Below are 17224 nucleotides of genomic sequence, written 5' to 3'. Positions count from 1 at the left end.
CATCGGCCACCGTCCGGAAGGGATGCCGGACTTCGCAAGGAAGGCGGCAGCGTCTGTATGCCGCCGCCCTCATCTTCGAGACATCAGGCTTGCCGCCCGGATACAAGGCGCCGATCAGGCGGCCTTCACCACCGCATCGAGAGGCAGTTCGACATCGATCTCCAGCACGGAGACGTTTTCGTCGCGGTCCATCTTGACGCAAACCTTGTCCTGATCGACCTGCACATGCCTGGCGATCACCGCGAGGATCTCTTCGCGCAAAAGCGATACCAGATCCGACCCCGCCGGCGAACGTTCGTGCGCCAGCAGGATCTGCAGGCGTTCGCGGGCCAGGGGAGCCGACCGTTGCTTGCCGAAGAAGCGGAGAAAACTCATGCTGCCCTCCGTCCGAATATCTTGCCGAACAGGCTGCGCCGGTCGCCGGGAATGGCGATCGGCACGGGCTCGCCGGTCAGCCGGCGCACAGCATCGAAATAGGCCATGGCTGGGGCGCTGCGATTGTCGGCGAGCGTCACCGGAGCGCCGATGTTGGAGGCGCGCAGCACGTCGGTGCTTTCCGGAATGATGCCGAGAAGCGGGATGGACAGGATTTCCAGCACGTCGTCAACCTTCAGCATGTCGCCGCGATCCGCACGCATGGAATCGTAGCGGGTGAGCAGCAGGTGCTTTTCCATGCGCTCGCCCAGTTCCGCCTTCAGCGTCTTGGAATCGAGCAGGCCGATGATCCGATCGGAATCGCGCACCGACGAGACTTCCGGGTTGGCGACGACGATCGCCATGTCCGCATGCCGCATCGCCAACGTCGCCCCGCGTTCGATGCCCGCCGGGCTGTCGCAGATGATCCAGTCGAAATGCTTCTTGAGGTCGTTGATGACGCGTTCCACGCCTTCCGGGGTCAGGCTGTCCTTGTCGCGGGTCTGCGAGGCGGGCAGCAGGAACAGCGTTTCCAGCCGCTTGTCGCGGATCAGCGCCTGCGGCAGCTTGGCATCGCCCTGGATAACGTTGACCAGGTCGTAGACCACGCGGCGTTCGGCGCCCATGACGAGGTCGAGATTGCGCAGACCGACGTCGAAATCCACGACGACCGTCCGCTCGTTTCTCTGCGCCAGCGCAGCGCCGATTGCGGCCGTCGACGTGGTCTTGCCCACCCCGCCCTTTCCTGATGTTACGACGACGACTTTTGCCATCTTGCGCTCCTGTTTGCTGGCCGGCTTCCGGCTCAGATAAGTTTCTCTGCCATGATTGCTTCGCCTTCGAGCCAAAGCTGCACTGCTTTTCCGCGAAGGTCGGGGGCCAGATCATCGGCCGTCTTGTAAATTCCATCGATGGCCAGAAGCTCGGCTTCGAGCTTGCGGCAAAAAATCCGCGCCGAGGCGTTGCCGACCGAACCGGCCAGCGCCCGACCGCGCAGGGCACCATAGATATGCACCGAACCGCCGGCGATGACCTCTGCACCCGAGGACACCGAACCGATGACCGTCACATCCCCTTCGGGGAAGATCAGCGACTGGCCGGAGCGGATCGGCTCGCGGACGATGATCGACGGCGTCGGCATGCGGACTTCGGCCACGACCGGCGTCGGCGGCATCACTTCCACCGTTTCGACCACCGGTTTCTGGGCTGTCGCCTCGACCTCGAAATCGGATGCAGGCCGGCCGCCCTTCATTGCAGCGGGCATGCCCGGCCCTAGAAGCGAAGGACGTGCGCCCTCGATGCCCATGATCCGGACGTTCCGCTTTCCAAGCTCCTCGATCAGTTCTTTCAATTGCTTGCGGTCGATCGTCAGGTCCGTGACATCGAGAACCACGGGCCTGTCGAGAAAGAATCCGGCCGACCGCGCGGCCAGATCGTCGAGCCGGACCAGCCACTGATCGAGGGGGAGATCCGGTGAAAGAACGACCGCGAGGAACGACCGACCCTTGATCCGGATGGAGCGGGAATCTGTTAGCACTTTGGTGATCTACGTTAATTTTTCGTTGCTTAGGTCTAACTCGCGGATGGTTAACAAATGGTTAATCCGCATGCCGCGAAGGCACATGCCGGAGGTGGCGGCGACGCATTTCCCGGCCGGCCGGGCCGGCGCAAACTGTCATTCCACGTCAAAACCGCGCTGTGGAAAGAGGAGACCGCACATTCGCCATCGAGAGATTTTTTTGCGTCGGCTGTGACGGATCGCCGAAGAATCGACGCCCTCAAGCATCGTTGGGCGGCCGGCGAGCCTTCATGGCTTTCGTTGCGCGGAAATGCGGAGGCTTTATTGACCCGCGAGGGATCAAAACATGGTGTTGTCATTGGCCGCCGTTTCCGGCACGGCCTGGATCACGTCCCAATGCTCCACGATCTTGCCGTTCTGGACGCGGAAGATATCGACGACCGCCTGCCCCCGGTCGTCAGGTCCCTCGTTCGAATGAACATGCAGATAAACGAGATCCCCGTCGGTCGCACTTCGGACAATCCGCGTGCGCGAGTGCGGATTGTCCTTGAAGTAGCCCGTGAAGAAGGAGACGAACGGCGCCTTGCCATCTGGCACCTGCGGATTGTGCTGGATGTAATCCTCCGCAACGACCTGCGCCGCTTCGGCTGTCTCATGCCTGTTGAAGAAGCGGTCGTAGAATTCGAGTACGAGCGCCCGGTTGGCTTCTTCCGCCGCAAGGTCGCGCGATGCGGGTTGCGCAAAGGCCGGGCTTATCGAAAGGGCGAGAACAAAGCTTCCGGCGAGGACGAGAACTCTTCGAAAGGAAATCATTGCATTTCTCCTGTTTATGATCGGTATCTTACGTAAAGCGCTGGCAAGAGTAGGATCGCTTTTCGGGGCCGCCCACGAGCGCGATCTTTTTGGCGTTGCAGGCAGTCGCCGCGACGGTGCGCCGCCGGTTCGAGAGCTCCTTGAGGATAGGTATCCGGCCTGTCCGGACACGCCTTTCAGAGCGGCGCTGCTCACGGCGACCCCCTTGGTCCCGTTTTGGTCCTTGATCTAAATAGTAGACCATGCAGCTCAGGTATAGTAACCAGACTGGCCCCACAAGGAGTCATTTTCAGGCGAGCAGGTCACGCCACGATGACTGAAACCGGAAAAGAGAAAGCGATCACCATGCCCGAAGCGGAAAACAATACCTTCGACCAGCCCTGTCCGATCCGCGATGTCCTCGATAGAATCGGCGATCAATGGAGCTTGCTCGTCCTCGAAGCCCTCGGCACGGGAAGGATGCGTTTCAACGAACTCGGTCGGGAGATCGGCGATATTTCACGCCAGATGCTGTCGCGCACCCTCAGGCGGCTGGAACATGACGGCCTCGTCGACCGCACCATATTCGCCGAGGTGCCCCCGCGTGTCGAATACGCCTTGACGGATCTCGGCAGGTCGTTCCTTGGGCCTATGCAGGTGCTGGTCAAATGGGCCGACGACAACCATCAGGCCATCTGCAACGCGCGCCTGCGCATCAATAAGCATGATGGATCGCAACCTTGAACGACGGATCGTGAAGCTTGAAAAGGAAAAGCTGCTGGCCGTTGAAAAGCTTTCCGGGATGGTCTTAAGGCTGGCCTTTGCCGAGCGTCCGGCATATTCGCGAAATACAGGATTTCGAACACCAAAACCACCTTGCCATTCAAGGTGTGAGGCGACTTTTACGGGGGTGAAAGTAATATGGCGGAGAGGAAGGGATTCGAACCCTCGATACCGTTCCCGGTATACGCCCTTAGCAGGGGCGCGCCTTCGACCACTCGGCCACCTCTCCGTCGCCGGTTTGACTAAGTGGTTTGCCCTGGCAGATCAAGCCCTTTTTTGGATTTGTGACGCTTTTTCCCATCTGGTTCGGCCCCGAATTTTCCCGCAAACGCATAGGAACGAAAAGTCAGGCTGGGGGCTCTTGCGGGATATGATGCAACCTCCTTGTCGCGTGGTGGCTTTCTCCTGGCGAGCGTTGTGGGTATGGTGATCGGCCTCTATCGACTCTCCTTCGAAAAGCTGCTTGAATGCCGCGCTGTGAGGCTGCACATCGGTCCTGTTGAATGTGAGGGGGTCAATGGTTTACGATTGGAGCGGAACACGCACGCGACGTGTCCATCATTTCAAGATTGGGTTGATCTGTTTGGCGGCCGTAACCATGCTGGCTGTCCCGCTGTTTATCACGATCAGCTGATCCGCGGATAAAGCAGGCGGCTGCGAACATAATTTTCGCCGACGATTTCTCCCGCCACGTCTTCCGCGCGTTGCCGCTCGACCGGGGACCGGACGAAGCCGCTCAGGACAACATACGATCCGACAACGGAAACGGTGATCGCCGACGCGTCGATATCGTAGGCAGCGGACAAGGCATTGCTGACAGCTGCGCCGACGGCTTCATGGCCGTGGTCTTGTCTACCGAAAGAAGCGTCGTCGGAGCCGGAAAATCGGATAACCATGCTGCCTCCTCTCAGACGGCACAAGGTGCCGGCTACGGCACGTTCATGACATCGAGGTGTTGACGTTTCTGCAGCACAGGGGCCGGTCCGGGCGGCTCCATGCCGCAGCATGCCGATGGTTAACGCCCGGCAAGGCAATCGGTTCAAAGAGAACGGGATCCGGGCGGCCGGAGCCGCCGTCTCTTCAGGCAATCAATAGCTGCTCGAAGAGCCTCCGCCGCCGTCCCTGCCGGTAAAGGAGCTGGCAAGGCCACGCAAAGCGGCGGAAAAGGTGGTCACATCCGTACCGACCGCCAGCAGGTTGGCGCCGACATCCCTGTAATGGCGTGTGACCGTCTCGTCGAGCGTCAGGATGCCGGCGGCCTTGCCGGCGGCGCGGATGGTGCGGATCGCCTTCTCGACCATCGCGCGCACCTCCGGCGCATCGGCCTGGCCAAGCAGGCCCATGTCGGCGGCAAGATCCGCCGGGCCGATGAAGACGCCGTCGACGCCCTCCACCGCGGCAATGCGTTCAAGATCCTCCATCGCCGCACGGCTTTCGGCCTGCACCAGCAGGCAGACCTCGGCATTGGCCGTCGGCACGTAGTCGGGCACGGTGTTGAAGAAGGATGCCCTTGCGATCGCCGCACCGACCCCGCGGACGCCTGCGGGCGGATACCGCGTGGCGCGCACGAGCTCTTCGGCCTGCTCGGCGCAATCGACCATCGGCACGAGGATCGTCCGGGCGCCGATATCGAGCAGCTGCTTGATCACCCAGGTCTCGCCGATCGGCGCGCGCACGGCCACCTCGACCGGCAGGCCTTCGAGAACCTGCAGCTGCCGCATGATGCTGCGCACGTCGTTCGGGCCGTGCTCGCCGTCGATGACGAGCCAGTCGAAACCGGCGCGGCCGGCGATTTCGGCGGCATAGGCATCGGCCATTGCGAGCCAAAGGCCGATCAGCGGGCGGCCGTCCTGCATGGCGGCCTTCAGGCCATTGCTGGGTGCGGGCATGGGAAATCCTGTTATGCGAGAAATTGTTTCAGGTCGGTCGCCGGATCGGCAAGCAGCGCCTTATCCGGCGTGATGCCGCTCTCGATCATCTTCTTGCCGGCGACATAGGCGCGGGCATCGTTGATGGCGTCGACGGCGATCAGTTCGCCTGCCTTGAAGTACCAGACGGAAGCGCTGCCTTCACGGGCGCCGGTACGCAGCAGCGTTTCGTCGTAACCGAGGTTAAAACCGGCGATCTGCAGCTTGACGTCGTACTGGTCGGACCAGAACCAGGGTTTCGGCTCATAGGGCGCCGAGCCACCGGCCATCAGCGCTGCGGCAGCCTCCGCCTGGTCGACGGCGTTCTGCACCGATTCCAGGCGGATGCGCATGCCGTTCCACGGCAGCATGGCGCAGTCGCCGATCGCATAGATCGCCGGGTCGGAACTGCGGGCGAATTCATCGACGACGATGCCGTTGGCGACATCGAGACCGGCCTCCTTCGCCAGCTGGTCGTTCGGCGTCACGCCGATGCCGGCAATGACGAAATCCACCTCGATCACCGAACCGTCGGAAAGCTCCGCCGCCGAGACATGGCCGTTCGTATCGATCAGCTTCGTCAGGCCCACCCCTTCGCGGATGACCACGTCATGACCGAGATGGATGGTGCGCATGATATCGGCCGTTTCCTTGGCCGCGACGCGCTGCAGGATGCGTTCGGCCATTTCGATGACCGTCACCTCCAGCCCGAGATGGCGGGCGACGGCGGCGGCCTCCAGGCCGATATAGCCGCCACCGATGATCAGCAGGCGACGGCCGGCGCGCATCTCGCCGGTCAGGAGATCGGCATCGCGCTTGTCGCGGGCGACGTAGACACCGCGCAATTCGCCGCCGACGCTGGCCGGCAATTGCCGCGGCGTGGAACCGGTGGCCAGCGCCAGAGTCTCGTAGTCGAGCCGCGAGCCGTCCTGCATCACCACCTGGCGCTGGTCGCGATCGATCTTTTCCACCCAGGTCGAGAGGCGCACCTCGACGTCATTGTCGTGAAACCATTGCTCCGGCCGGAACAGCAGGCGGTCGAAACTCATTTCGCCCAGCAGGTATTTCTTCGAAAGCGGCGGCCGCTGATAAGGAAGGGTTTCCTCGATGCCGACCATGGTGATCGGTCGCGTGTCCTTCAAGGCCCGAAGTTTTGCGGCAAGCGCGAACGCTGCCTGCCCTGCCCCGACGATAACCAGTCTGCCTGCCACGTGTTCCTCCCTCCGGCACTTGCCGGACATATCCGCTCCGGCTGCCCGTTCCCCTTGATCGAATCCGATTTGGTGTTTTGCAAGACAGCCGCCGCAAAGGCGTAGCGGCAAGGTTCGGCGCGGTCAACGCCCGGCTGCGGTATTACCGGTGCCAAAGCGCGCCGCGCTCTTCCGGTTTGGCGGTCCGGCTTTGCCGCTTGGTCTGCACCAGTCACCATCGCAAACCGCAGGGCATTCTCCAGAAACAGACTTCAAAAGCAAACAGCCCGGCCGCAGGGTGGCCGGGCTGTTCGAAATGCGAGGCAAGCCGTCGTCAGGACTTCTGGCCGGACAGCTTGTCGATGGCATTCTGGGTGGCAACACCGAAATCGCCGTCGACCGGACCGGAATAATAGCCCTTCTCCTTCAGAAGGCGCTGTACTTCCTTGCGGAACTGGGCGGAGAAGTTTCCGGGATAAGTCTTCATCTCGTCACGCTTCGAGGGTTCTCCGCCCTCGACGCTCGCCACGGCCCAGCGGGCGGCCTGCTTGGCATCGGCGCGCGTCCCCAGACCCTGGTCGTAGAGGCGGGAGAGGTTGCCCATGGCATAGGCGTTGCCGCCGTTGGCCGCATCTTCGTAGAGACGGCGGGCTTCGTTAAAGTCCTGCTTCACGCCGTTGCCGCTTTCATACAGCCAGGCCAGCGAGGCGATGGAGTAATAATCGTTCTCCTTGGCGGCCAGTTCGTACCAGCGGCGCGCCTCGTTGAAGTCGATGGCGGTGCCGAGACCGTTCTGCACGGCATATCCCATCGAGGACATCGCGTTCACGTCACCGGCATCGGCGGCCTTGCGGTACCATTCCAGTGATTTCGCATAGTCCTGCGGCAGGCCGACGCCTTCGCGATGCATCCAGCCCAGCGAAGCCATGGCGTTGGCGTAACCCTGTTCGCCGGACAATGTATACCACTTGGCAGCTTCGTTGACGTCCTTCGTCACGCCCGCATATCCCTCGCGGTAGACCCAGGCGATCGAAGCCTGCGCATAGGCATTGCCGGCTTCGGCCGCCTTGCGGAACATCGACATGCCCGCATCGGTATCCTGCGCGCCATCGGTGCCGTAGATCGAGAACCAGGCAAGGTTCGTCAGTGCGTACAGGTTGCCCGCATCGATGGCCTGCTGGTAGGCACGCCGTGCTTCGGGATAATTCTGCGCCGAGTCGTAGGCACGGCCCAGCATGTTCACCAGCATCGAATCGCTCGGATCATCGGAAATGGCCTGCTTGCAGGCAGGAATGGCTTTGCCCGTGTCGATCTTTGCAAACAACACGCCGTTGAAACCGGGCTGGGAATTCGGCTCTCCCGCAAGTTCATAGCACTGCTTCACGGATTCGCTGGAACTGGTCGTTCCCGAAGACAGCAATGAACTGCTGGTGGATACCGTGCTGCTGCCGGTGGAAGCCACTTCGGTACGACCGGCGGCAAGCGCATCGAGAGCCGCTGCCGTCGAGCTGCCGAAGATGCCGTCGAGAGAACCGCTGAAAAGACCGCGTTCCTTCAGCAGGCCCTGCAGCTCCTTGCGGAACTCTTCGGTAAAGTTTTCGGGCTTCTGCTTGAGTTCCGTCAGCTTGTCGGCATCCTTGCTTTCGACCGCGGCCACGGCCCAGCGAACGGCCTCCTTGGGATCGGCCTTGGTGCCGAGACCCCAGTCGTAGAGCCGGCTCAGATTGCCCATGGCATAGGTGCTGCCGGAATTGGCAGCCTTTTCATACCAGTAGCGCGCCTCGATATAATCCTGCTTCACGCCGTTGCCGGTGTCGTAGAGCCAGGCGAGCGACGCCATCGAATAGGAATCGTCGGCCTTGGTGCCCTTTTCATACCAGGCCTTGGCCTCGGCATAATTCTGCGCCGTGCCGAGACCGTTCTGGTAGGCGTAACCCATCGAGGAGATGGCGTTGGCATCGCCACGGTCCGCCGCCTGACGGTAATAATCCAGCGACTTGACGTAATCCTGGGTAACGCCCACGCCTTCGCGGTAGAACCAGCCCATGCTCGCCAGCGCGTTGGCATTGCCCTGGTTGGCGGCCTGGCCGTACCATTTCAGGGCTTCGGCATAATCCTGCGTCACGCCGCCGTAGCCTTCGCGATACAGCCAGCCGAGCGATGCCTGGGCGTAATGATTGCCGGCGATCGCAGCCTTTTCGAACATCTGGCGGCCGGCCTCGACATCGAGCGTGCCGTCGGTGCCGTAGACCGAGAACCAGCCGAGGTTGGTCAGGGCGTACATGTTGCCGAGATCGACGGCCTTCTGGTAATTGCGCCGCGCCTCGGTGTAGTTTCTTCCCGCGTCGTAGGAACGGCCAAGCAGGTTGACGAGCATGCCGTCCTGCGGGTTCTCGTTGACCGCCTGGGCGCACGCCGTCAGCGAACGGGTGGAATCGATCTTCAGGAAGGCCACGCCGTTGAAGTCAGGCAGCGACTGCGGCTCGCCTGCCAGCAGATAACAATCCCGAACCGCCTGGCTCTGCTGCTGCTCGACATTGACCGAAAGGCCCTTCTGCGGCTCGAGCAAGGCGATCTGCTGCTCGGCCTCCACCTTGTGGGAGCTTTCCGGATACCGTTCGATGAAACGGGTGAGTGCCGCGGCATCCGTCGAGCCCTTCAGGGCTTCCCAGGCGATTTCCGATGCATCCTGACCCTTGGTCTGTTCCGCTTCCGCCAGGAGCTTGAGCTTCTTTTCGGCCAGCATCTTGTAGACCGGATCGGAGCCGTGCTTGGCAATGAAGGCGTCCAGCAGGTCCTTGTCGGCGAGGTCGCGAATGTTCTGCCAGTCGGCAGCCGCTTCCGACTGGCCGTTCGGCGAAACCTGCTGCTGCTGTTCGGTGCCGGTGGTGCCGTTGTTCGTGACGTTGATGTTGACTTCCTTGATGTTCAGGAAGATCTGCGCGCCGCCGAGCGAACCGTAGACGAACGGCTCCTGGTTGCGGTCGGTGGCCTGCACCACCTCGTCACGCACCTTGCCGAGCGCGATGCGGACATCGACGCCCGGTTGGACGAGGTATTTCGACAGCGCTTCCGCGAAGGGGCTGTTGACGCCGTCGCCGTCGAGCGCCACCGTGCCGGCCTTCGAGGCGAAAGCGATCAGCATGTCGGCCGATTCCGGCTCGACGCGGGCAAGGCCCTTGGTCACGGCGCGGGTGCCGACCGACCGGGTCATCGACTGGACGAACGGATTGTTGCGGCAGGCGTCGAGAATGATCAGCTTCAGTCGCTTGGCGCCTTCGATGGAGCGCTGGACGCGGTCCAGCGGCACGGCCTCGTCCTCGACATCCTTGTCGGTCTGAAGCCTCGCATCGACCGGCAGAAGGTAATTCTGGCCGTTCATCTCCATCCCGTGCCCGGAATAATAGACAACGGCAACATCGGCGCCTTCCGCCTTGTCCTCGAAATTGCGCAACGCCTTGACCATGGCGGACCTGTCCAGGTCCACCACGGTCTCGATCATGTCAAAACCCGCGCTTTCCAGCGATGAACGCATCAGTTGGATGTCGTTTACTGGATTTTTCAGCTGACTCGTTTCACTGTAGTTGCTGTTGCCGATCAACAGCGCGACCCGGCTGGCAGCCAGGGCGTCATCGAAGCGGAAAACCACGACAGCAACTGAAATGAAAAGCAGCGGCATCCAGCGACGTGAATGTCGAATGTACATGCCCAACCCTCCGGCAATATATTTACAGATTATTACGTATGGGCGGGCGCCTTTCAATGACTCGGCAGGATGATTTTTTTCATTTTTTTTCGTGGAGAGACGACGGCATCATCCTGATTGCTATCCCCACGCGTCCTGGCTGGCGTATCACCATGATACGGAGAGTTTTAGCGGTTTTCTAAACGGCTCTTCAGTGCACCTGCGCTATGGTGCAGTCCCATGGAGGAGAAACGGAGGGTCACCACATGCCCCTGAACCCGCGAACCACACCGAGACGCATCGATCATCCCGAGCGCGCATTCCAGAATTTCGTCGTCGACCGGCCCGGCCGCATCATCATCGTCGGCCACCACCTCAGCGCCAAGACGCATATCCGCTGCCTCGTGCGACATATTTCGCTCTATGGGGCGTTGCTGGAAGTCAGCCCCTACCTGACTTTCCCCAGCAACTTCTTCCTGGAAATCATCGGCATCAAGGACGAGATCGGCTGCACCGTCATCAGCCGCGAGGAAGAATTCGTGACCGTCGGCTTCAACATGCTGATCGCCCAGGAATTCTTGACCCACGTCATCCGCCTCGGTAACACCACCACCCACTGATATCGACGTGATCATGGCCTGGCCGGACCTGGACAAGGTCCGGCCAACTGCGTTTTGCAAACCCTCCTTTTTTCCGAAAACCTGTCTTTCCACTATTGCTAAAATTTGAATGAATACATTGATTTCGCTGAAATTTATTCGTGCGAGGCTCACTTCGTCAAAGACAGGGAGAAGCGAATGTCCCGTGCCGCCGTGCAAGTTTCCGCTCCTCGTGCAGCAACGGAGGAACGGAATTGGGAGCGTTTCAGGGTTCGCAGACCGGCGCGGCTGATCGCGGTCCGCCCCTGTCTCGCCGGCATGTCGATCCGCAGTTGCCAGATCACGGATATATCGCAGGGCGGCGCCGGTTTCTCCGTCCACACCACCATCGGCCTGCCGGATCACTATTATCTCAACATCCTTGGGCTGCTCACTCGCGTCGGCTGCGCCGAAGTCTATCGCAACGGCAACCGCGTCGGCGTGAAATTCATCGACATCCTGGACGAGGAAACGGTGCGCAGCATCGTCCGCGCCGATTTCGCCGGGGCTGCAAAATAGCGATCGCCGCAGGACGGCACTTGCCTCGGGCGCGCAAGAACCTATTGTGGGCGCGATTTGCAACCAGCCCGGAATGACCGAATGTCTGCCTTCTCGCGCTTCACGCCGCTGATCCGCGCCCTTCCTTCCACAGTTCCCTTCGTCGGCCCGGAGGCCATCGAGCGTCAGCGCAACCTTCCGGTGAAGGCCCGCATCGGCGCCAACGAGAGCGGCTTCGGCCCGGCGCCTTCGGTGCTCGCCGCCATCCGCGCGCGCGCCGGCGAGACCTGGAAATACAACGATCCGGAAAACCACGACCTGAAGCAGGCGCTTGCCGTCCATCTCGGCATCCGGGCGGACAACATCGCCATCGGCGAAGGCATCGACAGCCTGCTCGGCCTGATCGTCCGCCTCGTCATCGATCCGGGCTCGGTGGTCGTCACCTCCTTCGGCGCCTATCCGACGTTCAACTTCCACGCCAACGGTTTCGGCTGCCGGCTGGCGACCGTACCCTATGCCGGCGACCGCGAAGACCTGAATGCCCTGCTCGACGCCGTTAAGCGCGAAGATGCGACGCTCGTCTATTTCGCCAATCCCGACAATCCGATGGGAAGCTGGTGGGAGGCCGACGACATCGTCGCCTTCACCCGGGCGCTGCCGGAAACCTGCCTGATGATCCTCGACGAAGCCTATTGCGAAACCGGCCCGGCAAGCGCCATGCCGTCGATGCAGGCGCTGATCGAACAGCCAAACGTCATCCGCACACGCACCTTCTCCAAGGCCTATGGCTTGGCCGGATCGCGGGTCGGTTATGCCATCGGCACGCCCGGCACGGTCCAGGCCTTCGACAAGATCCGCCATCATTTCGGCATGAACCGCATCGGCATGGTGGCGGCACAAGCGGCACTCGCCGACCAGGCTTATCTGCACGCGGTGGTCGGCAAGATCAAAAAGGCGCGGGAGCGGATTGCGGCGATCGCCGCCGACAACGGCCTGCTGGCCCTGCCCTCGGCGACCAACTTCGTCGCCATCGATTGCGGCGGGGACGGCGTTCGCGCCCGCGCCGTCGTCGACGGCCTGATGCAGCACGGCGTCTTCATCCGCATGCCGGGTGTCGCGCCGCTGAACCGTTGCATCCGGATCAGCGTCGGGCCGGAACACGACCTCGATCTGCTCGCCGAAGCGCTGCCGCAGGTGCTGAAGGCGCTCTGACGCCAAAAACAAAGGAACCGCGCCGGCCTTGTCCCTGCCGGTCGCGGTTCTCATGTGTCAGCGTGGTCCCGTCTGAAAGTCCCCGCCGACGTCCCTCTCCGGGCCTTTTTCTTTTTGTTCTGGAATTTTGTACCGCTTGGTGTTGCAGGCTCAAAGCGTGACGCGATCTTTCAGATTCGCTCTGACGCTTTGCTTTTCTGTTTCCGCATGTCTTTTTCGCAAAACCGCTGCACGCTTTTGCGCGCCATGCTCAGTGCATGGTCATCCATTCGCGGGCAGCGCGAAGGGCGGTGGCGAGCTGCATCTTGCTCATGGTCGAGGCCAGATCGGCGCGCAGCTCGGCAGCGCGCTCGGAACCCTTGATCGCCGCGATGTTAAGCCATTTGTGTGCGGCAACGAGGTCGATGTCGCAGCCGCGGCCGGTTGCATACATCAGTCCCATTTCGCAATAGACTTCAGCGCGGTTTTCGCCACCCATGGTGGCCATTTCGGAATTGGAAATTTCAAAGCGTGCCATTGGATCTGTCCCTGTTAAAGCCTGTTTGGTTCCGTAAAGTCCCTGTTTTTCCTCGATTTTCGAGGCATTCACCGGAAACGATCTCTCCGTCTTCTAGCGGGTTTTCGATCGTTCCGGTCGGCGGGTTATTCCCTGCTCGTCTGATGGCTTCACTATGCCAAACGGCCTTCAACACGCGTTTAAAATGCATGATTAATTTGACACAAACAAAATACAAACACCCGGTAAACGCCGGATTCCGTTAAGCATCGCACCGCCTGGAAATTAAGGACTTTTCGGAGAATTTTACGAAAAATAAACACCTCGATCTCAACCCTTTGTTCACCCTGAATCGAGCCGCCGATTTTTTCGCATGAATTTTTCCGGCCGGAGGAAAGAGATTCCGGGCATGAAAAAGCCCGGCGGCGCAGGCCCCGGGCTGATCTTCAGCATTGGAACGAGGTGTTGATCAGCGGGCGCGCTGGCCGAACAGCACCTTCTGGGCTTCCTTGTCCGTGGCGAGGTTGGAGCGATCACGCTCTTCCTTGCCGACGGCAATCGCCTTGATCACCGCCGGACGGGCCATGACCGTCTCGTACCAGCGCTTCAGGTTGGGGAAGTCGTCGAGATCCTGCCCCTGCCGTTCATGGGGGATGACCCAGCCGATCGACGCCATGTCGGCGATCGAATAATCGCCGGCGAGGAAATCGCGCTCGGCGAGCCGCTTGTTCATCACACCGTAAAGGCGGTTCACCTCGTTGGTATAGCGATTGATGCCGTATTCGATCTTTTCCGGCGCGTACTGGCGGAAATGATGCGCCTGTCCGGCCATCGGCCCGAGGCCGCCGACCTGCCAGAACAGCCATTCCTCGACCTGTACGCGGGTGCGCTCGTCCGTCGGATAGAACCTGCCGAACTTGCGGCCGAGATATTGCAGGATGGCGCCGGACTCGAAGACGGAGATCGGTTCGCCGCCCGGGCCGTCCGGATCGACGATCGCCGGCATGCGGTTGTTGGGGGCGATCTTCAGGAAGTCCGGCTCGAACTGCTCGCCCTTGCCGATGTTGATGTACTTCACCTCGTAGGGAACGCCGAGTTCCTCCAGCATGACGGTGATCTTCCAGCCGTTCGGGGTCGGCCAGTAATAAAGTTCGATAGGCGCAGTCATCCGGATCCTCTCCTGTTGGTCGATCAGAGGTAATCATGCCGCTGCCGAGTTCAAGAGCCTTTCTGAACGGAAAATGAACTACCGTCTCAGCGCCTGTTCAGGCCCGGCGTATCAAAGTGGAACAATCAAGGGGATACCACTTACGGGGCTTGGCAATGGCAATTCTGGCACGGCGTCTTACCATCATCACCCTCACCGCGGCGATTTTCGCCATGGCTTTCTCGGCGGCGGTGCTGCATTCCGGCCGGACGCCGGCGCGGGTGCACATCGGCACCGCCGCGCCCTGCTACCATCCGGCAAGCCCCTCCTGCGTCGCCGTCCTCTGAGGACCGCAAGGCGTTCTGCCGGTAGGATTTTCCGGGGAAATCCATCGGGATGTCGCTTGCTTGTCAACAGCGCCAATCTATAGTGGCGCATGAGCAAACGAATCTCGTCCCTTCCCCTTCCCTTCATCTCGCCGGACCCATTTGTCCCGCAGACATTCGATAATTCCGCGCAGGCCGTTGCTGCGCTGACGGAGCTTTACGAGCGCAACACTGTCTTCCTCACCGATGCCTTCAAATCCCTGGCACAGGGTGCGCCGGTCACCGGCCGCTACCGCGCGTGCTACCCTCAGGTCAGCATCGAGACGAGCAGTTTCGGCCATGTGGATTCCCGCCTGTCCTACGGCCACGTGACGGCGCCCGGCGTCTACAGCACGACGATCACCCGGCCGCGGCTTTTCAAGCACTATCTCAAGGAACAGCTCAATCTTCTGATGCGCAACCACAATGTGCCGATGACGGTGTCTGAATCGGCCACGCCGATCCCGCTGCATTTCGCCTTCGGAGAAGGCGCGCATGTCGAGGCGTCCGCCTCCTCGTCGCTCTCCGACGTGCCGCTGCGCGACCTGTTCGACACGCCCGACCTCAACAACACCGACGACCTGATCGCCAACGGCGAATACGAACTGCCGCCGGGCGAGCCGGCGCCGCTTGCGCCCTTCACCGCGCAGCGCATCGATTATTCGCTGGCGCGGCTCAGCCACTACACGGCGACGAACGCCAACCACTTCCAGAACTTCGTGCTGTTCACCAACTACCAGTTCTATATCGACGAGTTCTGCGCCTGGGCGCGGGAGCTGATGTCGATCGGCGGCGAGGGCTATACGGAATTCGTCGAGCCGGGCAACATCGTCACGCCCGCCGGCGCCGACCGGCCGGCTTCCGACCTTGCCATGGTGCGCCTGCCGCAGATGCCGGCCTATCACCTCAAGAAAAAGGGGCATGCCGGCATCACCATGGTCAATATCGGCGTCGGTCCGTCGAATGCCAAGACCATCACCGACCACATCGCCGTGCTGCGCCCGCATGCCTGGCTGATGCTCGGCCATTGCGCCGGCCTGCGCAACAGTCAGCGCCTGGGCGACTATGTGCTGGCGCATGCCTATGTGCGCGAGGATCACGTGCTCGATGACGACCTGCCCGTCTGGGTGCCGATCCCGGCATTGGCGGAAGTGCAGGTGGCGCTGGAGGCCGCCGTGGCGGAAATCACCGGCTATGAGGGTTTCGAGCTGAAGCGCATCATGCGCACCGGCACCGTCGCCACCATCGACAACCGCAACTGGGAACTGCGCGACCAGCGCGGCCCGGTCAAGCGCCTGTCGCAATCGCGTGCCATCGCGCTCGACATGGAATCGGCGACGATCGCCGCCAACGGTTTCCGTTTCCGCGTGCCCTACGGCACGCTGCTCTGCGTTTCGGACAAGCCGCTGCATGGCGAACTGAAACTGCCGGGCATGGCGACGGCCTTTTATCGTACCCAGGTCAGCCAGCATCTGCAGATCGGTATCCGGGCCGTGCAGAAACTGGCGGCGATGCCGACCGAAGCGCTGCATTCCCGCAAGCTGCGCAGCTTCTACGAGACGGCCTTCCAGTAGGTCGTCAGGTTTTCGGAGAGCGCCGGGAGAGAAGCAGGGCAAGCCCGGTGCCGGCAAGCGCCGAGACCAGGATCAGCAGGTGGGCATTGACGCTTGCCCTGCCGAGAATGGCGAAAGCCTCGCCCTTGGCCGGCGCTCCGAAAGACAGTGCGCCGGCAACGATGCCGGCCGGATAGGTGCCGACGCCGCCCGGCGCATGCACCGGCAGCACCGACGACAATTCGCCGCCCAGCGCACCGCCGAAACAGGCGGCGAACGGCTCGACGCCCATCAACGCCAGCGCCCAGGCCAGCACCACCACCTTGATGCCCCAGTTGGCGACCGTGACCATCCAGGCGCGCACGAAGGCAAGCATGTCGACAGGCATGCCGCGATCGACCTCATCGACCAGCCGCCGCAGCTTTTCCGGCAGCCGGTCGGAAAGGAAAGCGAAGACCGGCCGCTTCATGGCGTAGAAGGCGACGGGCGACAGCAGGAAGGTAAACCAGAGTGCGGCCGCCGGCGGGCGATAACCGGCGCCGATGACGATCCCGATGCCGGCGGCGGCAAACAGGGCGTGCAGATCGAGCAGCCGCATGACCAGGAGTGCTGCAGTGGCGCGGGCGAGCGGCATGCCGAATTCCGAGCGCATCAAGAGCGGGAAACTGGTTTCCCCGGTCCGCAGCGGCAGCATGATGTTGAGCAGGTTGTGGACCTGCGTCACGCGAAACAGCAGCAGAAAGCGCCCGGACGTTTCGGCCGGGAAGTAGTCGTGGATGCGCCAGCAGCGAATGAAATAGGTGCCCACCAGTGCCGCGAGCGCCAACGACAACGGCATGTAACCGACGGCTGCAAATTCCCTGAACAGCACCGCCCAGCCGAACGCCCACTCGATAAAGGCTGCGTAACCGGCCATGACCGCCACCGCCAAAATGACCATCCGATTGCGGAGAATCCCTCTCTCTCGGCTGGCATCCTTTCTGGAATTCATATAGTCGTGGCTTTCCCGTGCGATTGCTGACGGG

General features: G+C 61.6%; 17 protein-coding genes and 1 tRNA gene. 6 read left to right on the top strand and 12 right to left on the bottom strand.

Going from position 1 to position 17224, the window contains the following annotated elements; translation table 11 throughout:
- Positions 1-114 precede the first annotated feature (114 nt).
- The 4 genes from minE to DEM27_RS03425 form a co-directional block, all read right to left on the bottom strand.
- Positions 115-375: a cell division topological specificity factor MinE gene (gene minE / locus DEM27_RS03440; RefSeq protein ID WP_109456757.1), complete on the bottom strand. Its 261-nt coding sequence runs from the start codon at positions 373-375 to the stop codon at positions 115-117.
- Positions 372-1187, bottom strand: coding sequence for a septum site-determining protein MinD (gene minD / locus DEM27_RS03435; protein WP_109456756.1), 816 nt, complete (start codon positions 1185-1187; stop codon positions 372-374). The genes minE and minD overlap by 4 nt, the downstream gene beginning before the upstream one ends.
- A gap of 32 nt (positions 1188-1219) precedes the next feature.
- Complete coding sequence (gene minC / locus DEM27_RS03430; protein ID WP_109456755.1) at positions 1220-1960, bottom strand: septum site-determining protein MinC; 741 nt, start codon at positions 1958-1960, stop codon at positions 1220-1222.
- Positions 1961-2272: 312 nt separating this feature from the next.
- Positions 2273-2746, bottom strand: coding sequence for a nuclear transport factor 2 family protein (locus DEM27_RS03425; protein ID WP_109456754.1), 474 nt, complete (start codon positions 2744-2746; stop codon positions 2273-2275).
- A 312-nt stretch (positions 2747-3058) separates the two neighbouring features.
- Between DEM27_RS03425 and DEM27_RS03415 the strand changes: the two genes are divergently transcribed.
- Positions 3059-3469 (top strand): winged helix-turn-helix transcriptional regulator, encoded by a 411-nt coding sequence (locus DEM27_RS03415; RefSeq protein WP_420028792.1) that lies wholly within the window; start codon positions 3059-3061, stop codon positions 3467-3469.
- A gap of 178 nt (positions 3470-3647) precedes the next feature.
- Here DEM27_RS03415 and DEM27_RS03410 read toward each other — a convergent pair.
- The 5 genes from DEM27_RS03410 to DEM27_RS03390 all read right to left on the bottom strand — a co-directional run bounded on the left by DEM27_RS03410 (position 3648) and on the right by DEM27_RS03390 (position 10311).
- Positions 3648-3737: transfer RNA gene (locus DEM27_RS03410), tRNA-Ser, on the bottom strand.
- A gap of 397 nt (positions 3738-4134) precedes the next feature.
- Positions 4135-4404: a BON domain-containing protein gene (locus DEM27_RS03405; RefSeq protein WP_109456753.1), complete on the bottom strand. Its 270-nt coding sequence runs from the start codon at positions 4402-4404 to the stop codon at positions 4135-4137.
- A gap of 192 nt (positions 4405-4596) precedes the next feature.
- A complete protein-coding gene (locus DEM27_RS03400) occupies positions 4597-5397 on the bottom strand; it encodes an aldolase/citrate lyase family protein (protein ID WP_109456752.1) in 801 nt (266 codons plus the stop codon).
- 11 nt (positions 5398-5408) lie between these two features.
- The gene (locus tag DEM27_RS03395; protein WP_109456751.1) at positions 5409-6626 is read right to left on the bottom strand and encodes an NAD(P)/FAD-dependent oxidoreductase; all 1218 of its coding nucleotides are present in this window, start codon (positions 6624-6626) and stop codon (positions 5409-5411) included.
- A 313-nt stretch (positions 6627-6939) separates the two neighbouring features.
- Positions 6940-10311 (bottom strand): caspase family protein, encoded by a 3372-nt coding sequence (locus DEM27_RS03390; protein ID WP_109456750.1) that lies wholly within the window; start codon positions 10309-10311, stop codon positions 6940-6942.
- Positions 10312-10556: 245 nt separating this feature from the next.
- Here DEM27_RS03390 and DEM27_RS03385 point away from each other — a divergent pair, with 245 nt between their 5' ends.
- From DEM27_RS03385 to DEM27_RS03375, 3 genes are all read left to right on the top strand, one after another.
- Entirely contained in the window at positions 10557-10910 is a 354-nt protein-coding gene (locus tag DEM27_RS03385) for a hypothetical protein (RefSeq protein WP_109456749.1), read from the top strand.
- A gap of 177 nt (positions 10911-11087) precedes the next feature.
- Positions 11088-11447, top strand: a complete 360-nt coding sequence (locus DEM27_RS03380) for a PilZ domain-containing protein (protein ID WP_109456748.1) — start codon at positions 11088-11090, stop codon at positions 11445-11447.
- Between the two features lie 81 nt (positions 11448-11528).
- On the top strand, positions 11529-12638 hold the full coding sequence (locus tag DEM27_RS03375) for a pyridoxal phosphate-dependent aminotransferase (RefSeq protein ID WP_109456747.1): 1110 nt from the start codon (positions 11529-11531) through the stop codon (positions 12636-12638).
- A 250-nt stretch (positions 12639-12888) separates the two neighbouring features.
- Here DEM27_RS03375 and DEM27_RS03370 read toward each other — a convergent pair whose 3' ends face one another.
- On the bottom strand, positions 12889-13155 hold the full coding sequence (locus DEM27_RS03370) for a sel1 repeat family protein (RefSeq protein ID WP_109456746.1): 267 nt from the start codon (positions 13153-13155) through the stop codon (positions 12889-12891).
- A 448-nt stretch (positions 13156-13603) separates the two neighbouring features.
- Entirely contained in the window at positions 13604-14302 is a 699-nt protein-coding gene (locus tag DEM27_RS03365; RefSeq protein WP_109456745.1) for a glutathione S-transferase family protein, read from the bottom strand.
- 155 nt (positions 14303-14457) lie between these two features.
- On the opposite strand from DEM27_RS03365, the gene DEM27_RS33840 reads away from it, so the two are divergent.
- Together DEM27_RS33840 and amn are read left to right on the top strand one after the other, a co-directional pair.
- Positions 14458-14628, top strand: a complete 171-nt coding sequence (locus tag DEM27_RS33840) for a hypothetical protein (protein WP_165823306.1) — start codon at positions 14458-14460, stop codon at positions 14626-14628.
- Positions 14629-14717: 89 nt separating this feature from the next.
- Complete coding sequence (amn, locus tag DEM27_RS03360) at positions 14718-16220, top strand: AMP nucleosidase (protein ID WP_109456744.1); 1503 nt, start codon at positions 14718-14720, stop codon at positions 16218-16220.
- 4 nt (positions 16221-16224) lie between these two features.
- On the opposite strand, the gene DEM27_RS03355 is transcribed toward amn, so the two are convergent.
- Positions 16225-17190 carry a lysylphosphatidylglycerol synthase transmembrane domain-containing protein gene (locus tag DEM27_RS03355; RefSeq protein WP_109456743.1) on the bottom strand — a complete coding sequence of 322 codons (966 nt, stop codon included), beginning with the start codon at positions 17188-17190 and terminating at the stop codon, positions 16225-16227.
- Positions 17191-17224 lie beyond the last annotated feature (34 nt).

The sequence above is a fragment of the Rhizobium album genome (genome assembly GCF_003122325.1).
GTDB classification, from domain to species: domain Bacteria; phylum Pseudomonadota; class Alphaproteobacteria; order Rhizobiales; family Rhizobiaceae; genus Metarhizobium; species Metarhizobium album.
This window is presented reverse-complemented; position numbering and strand designations above follow the sequence as displayed.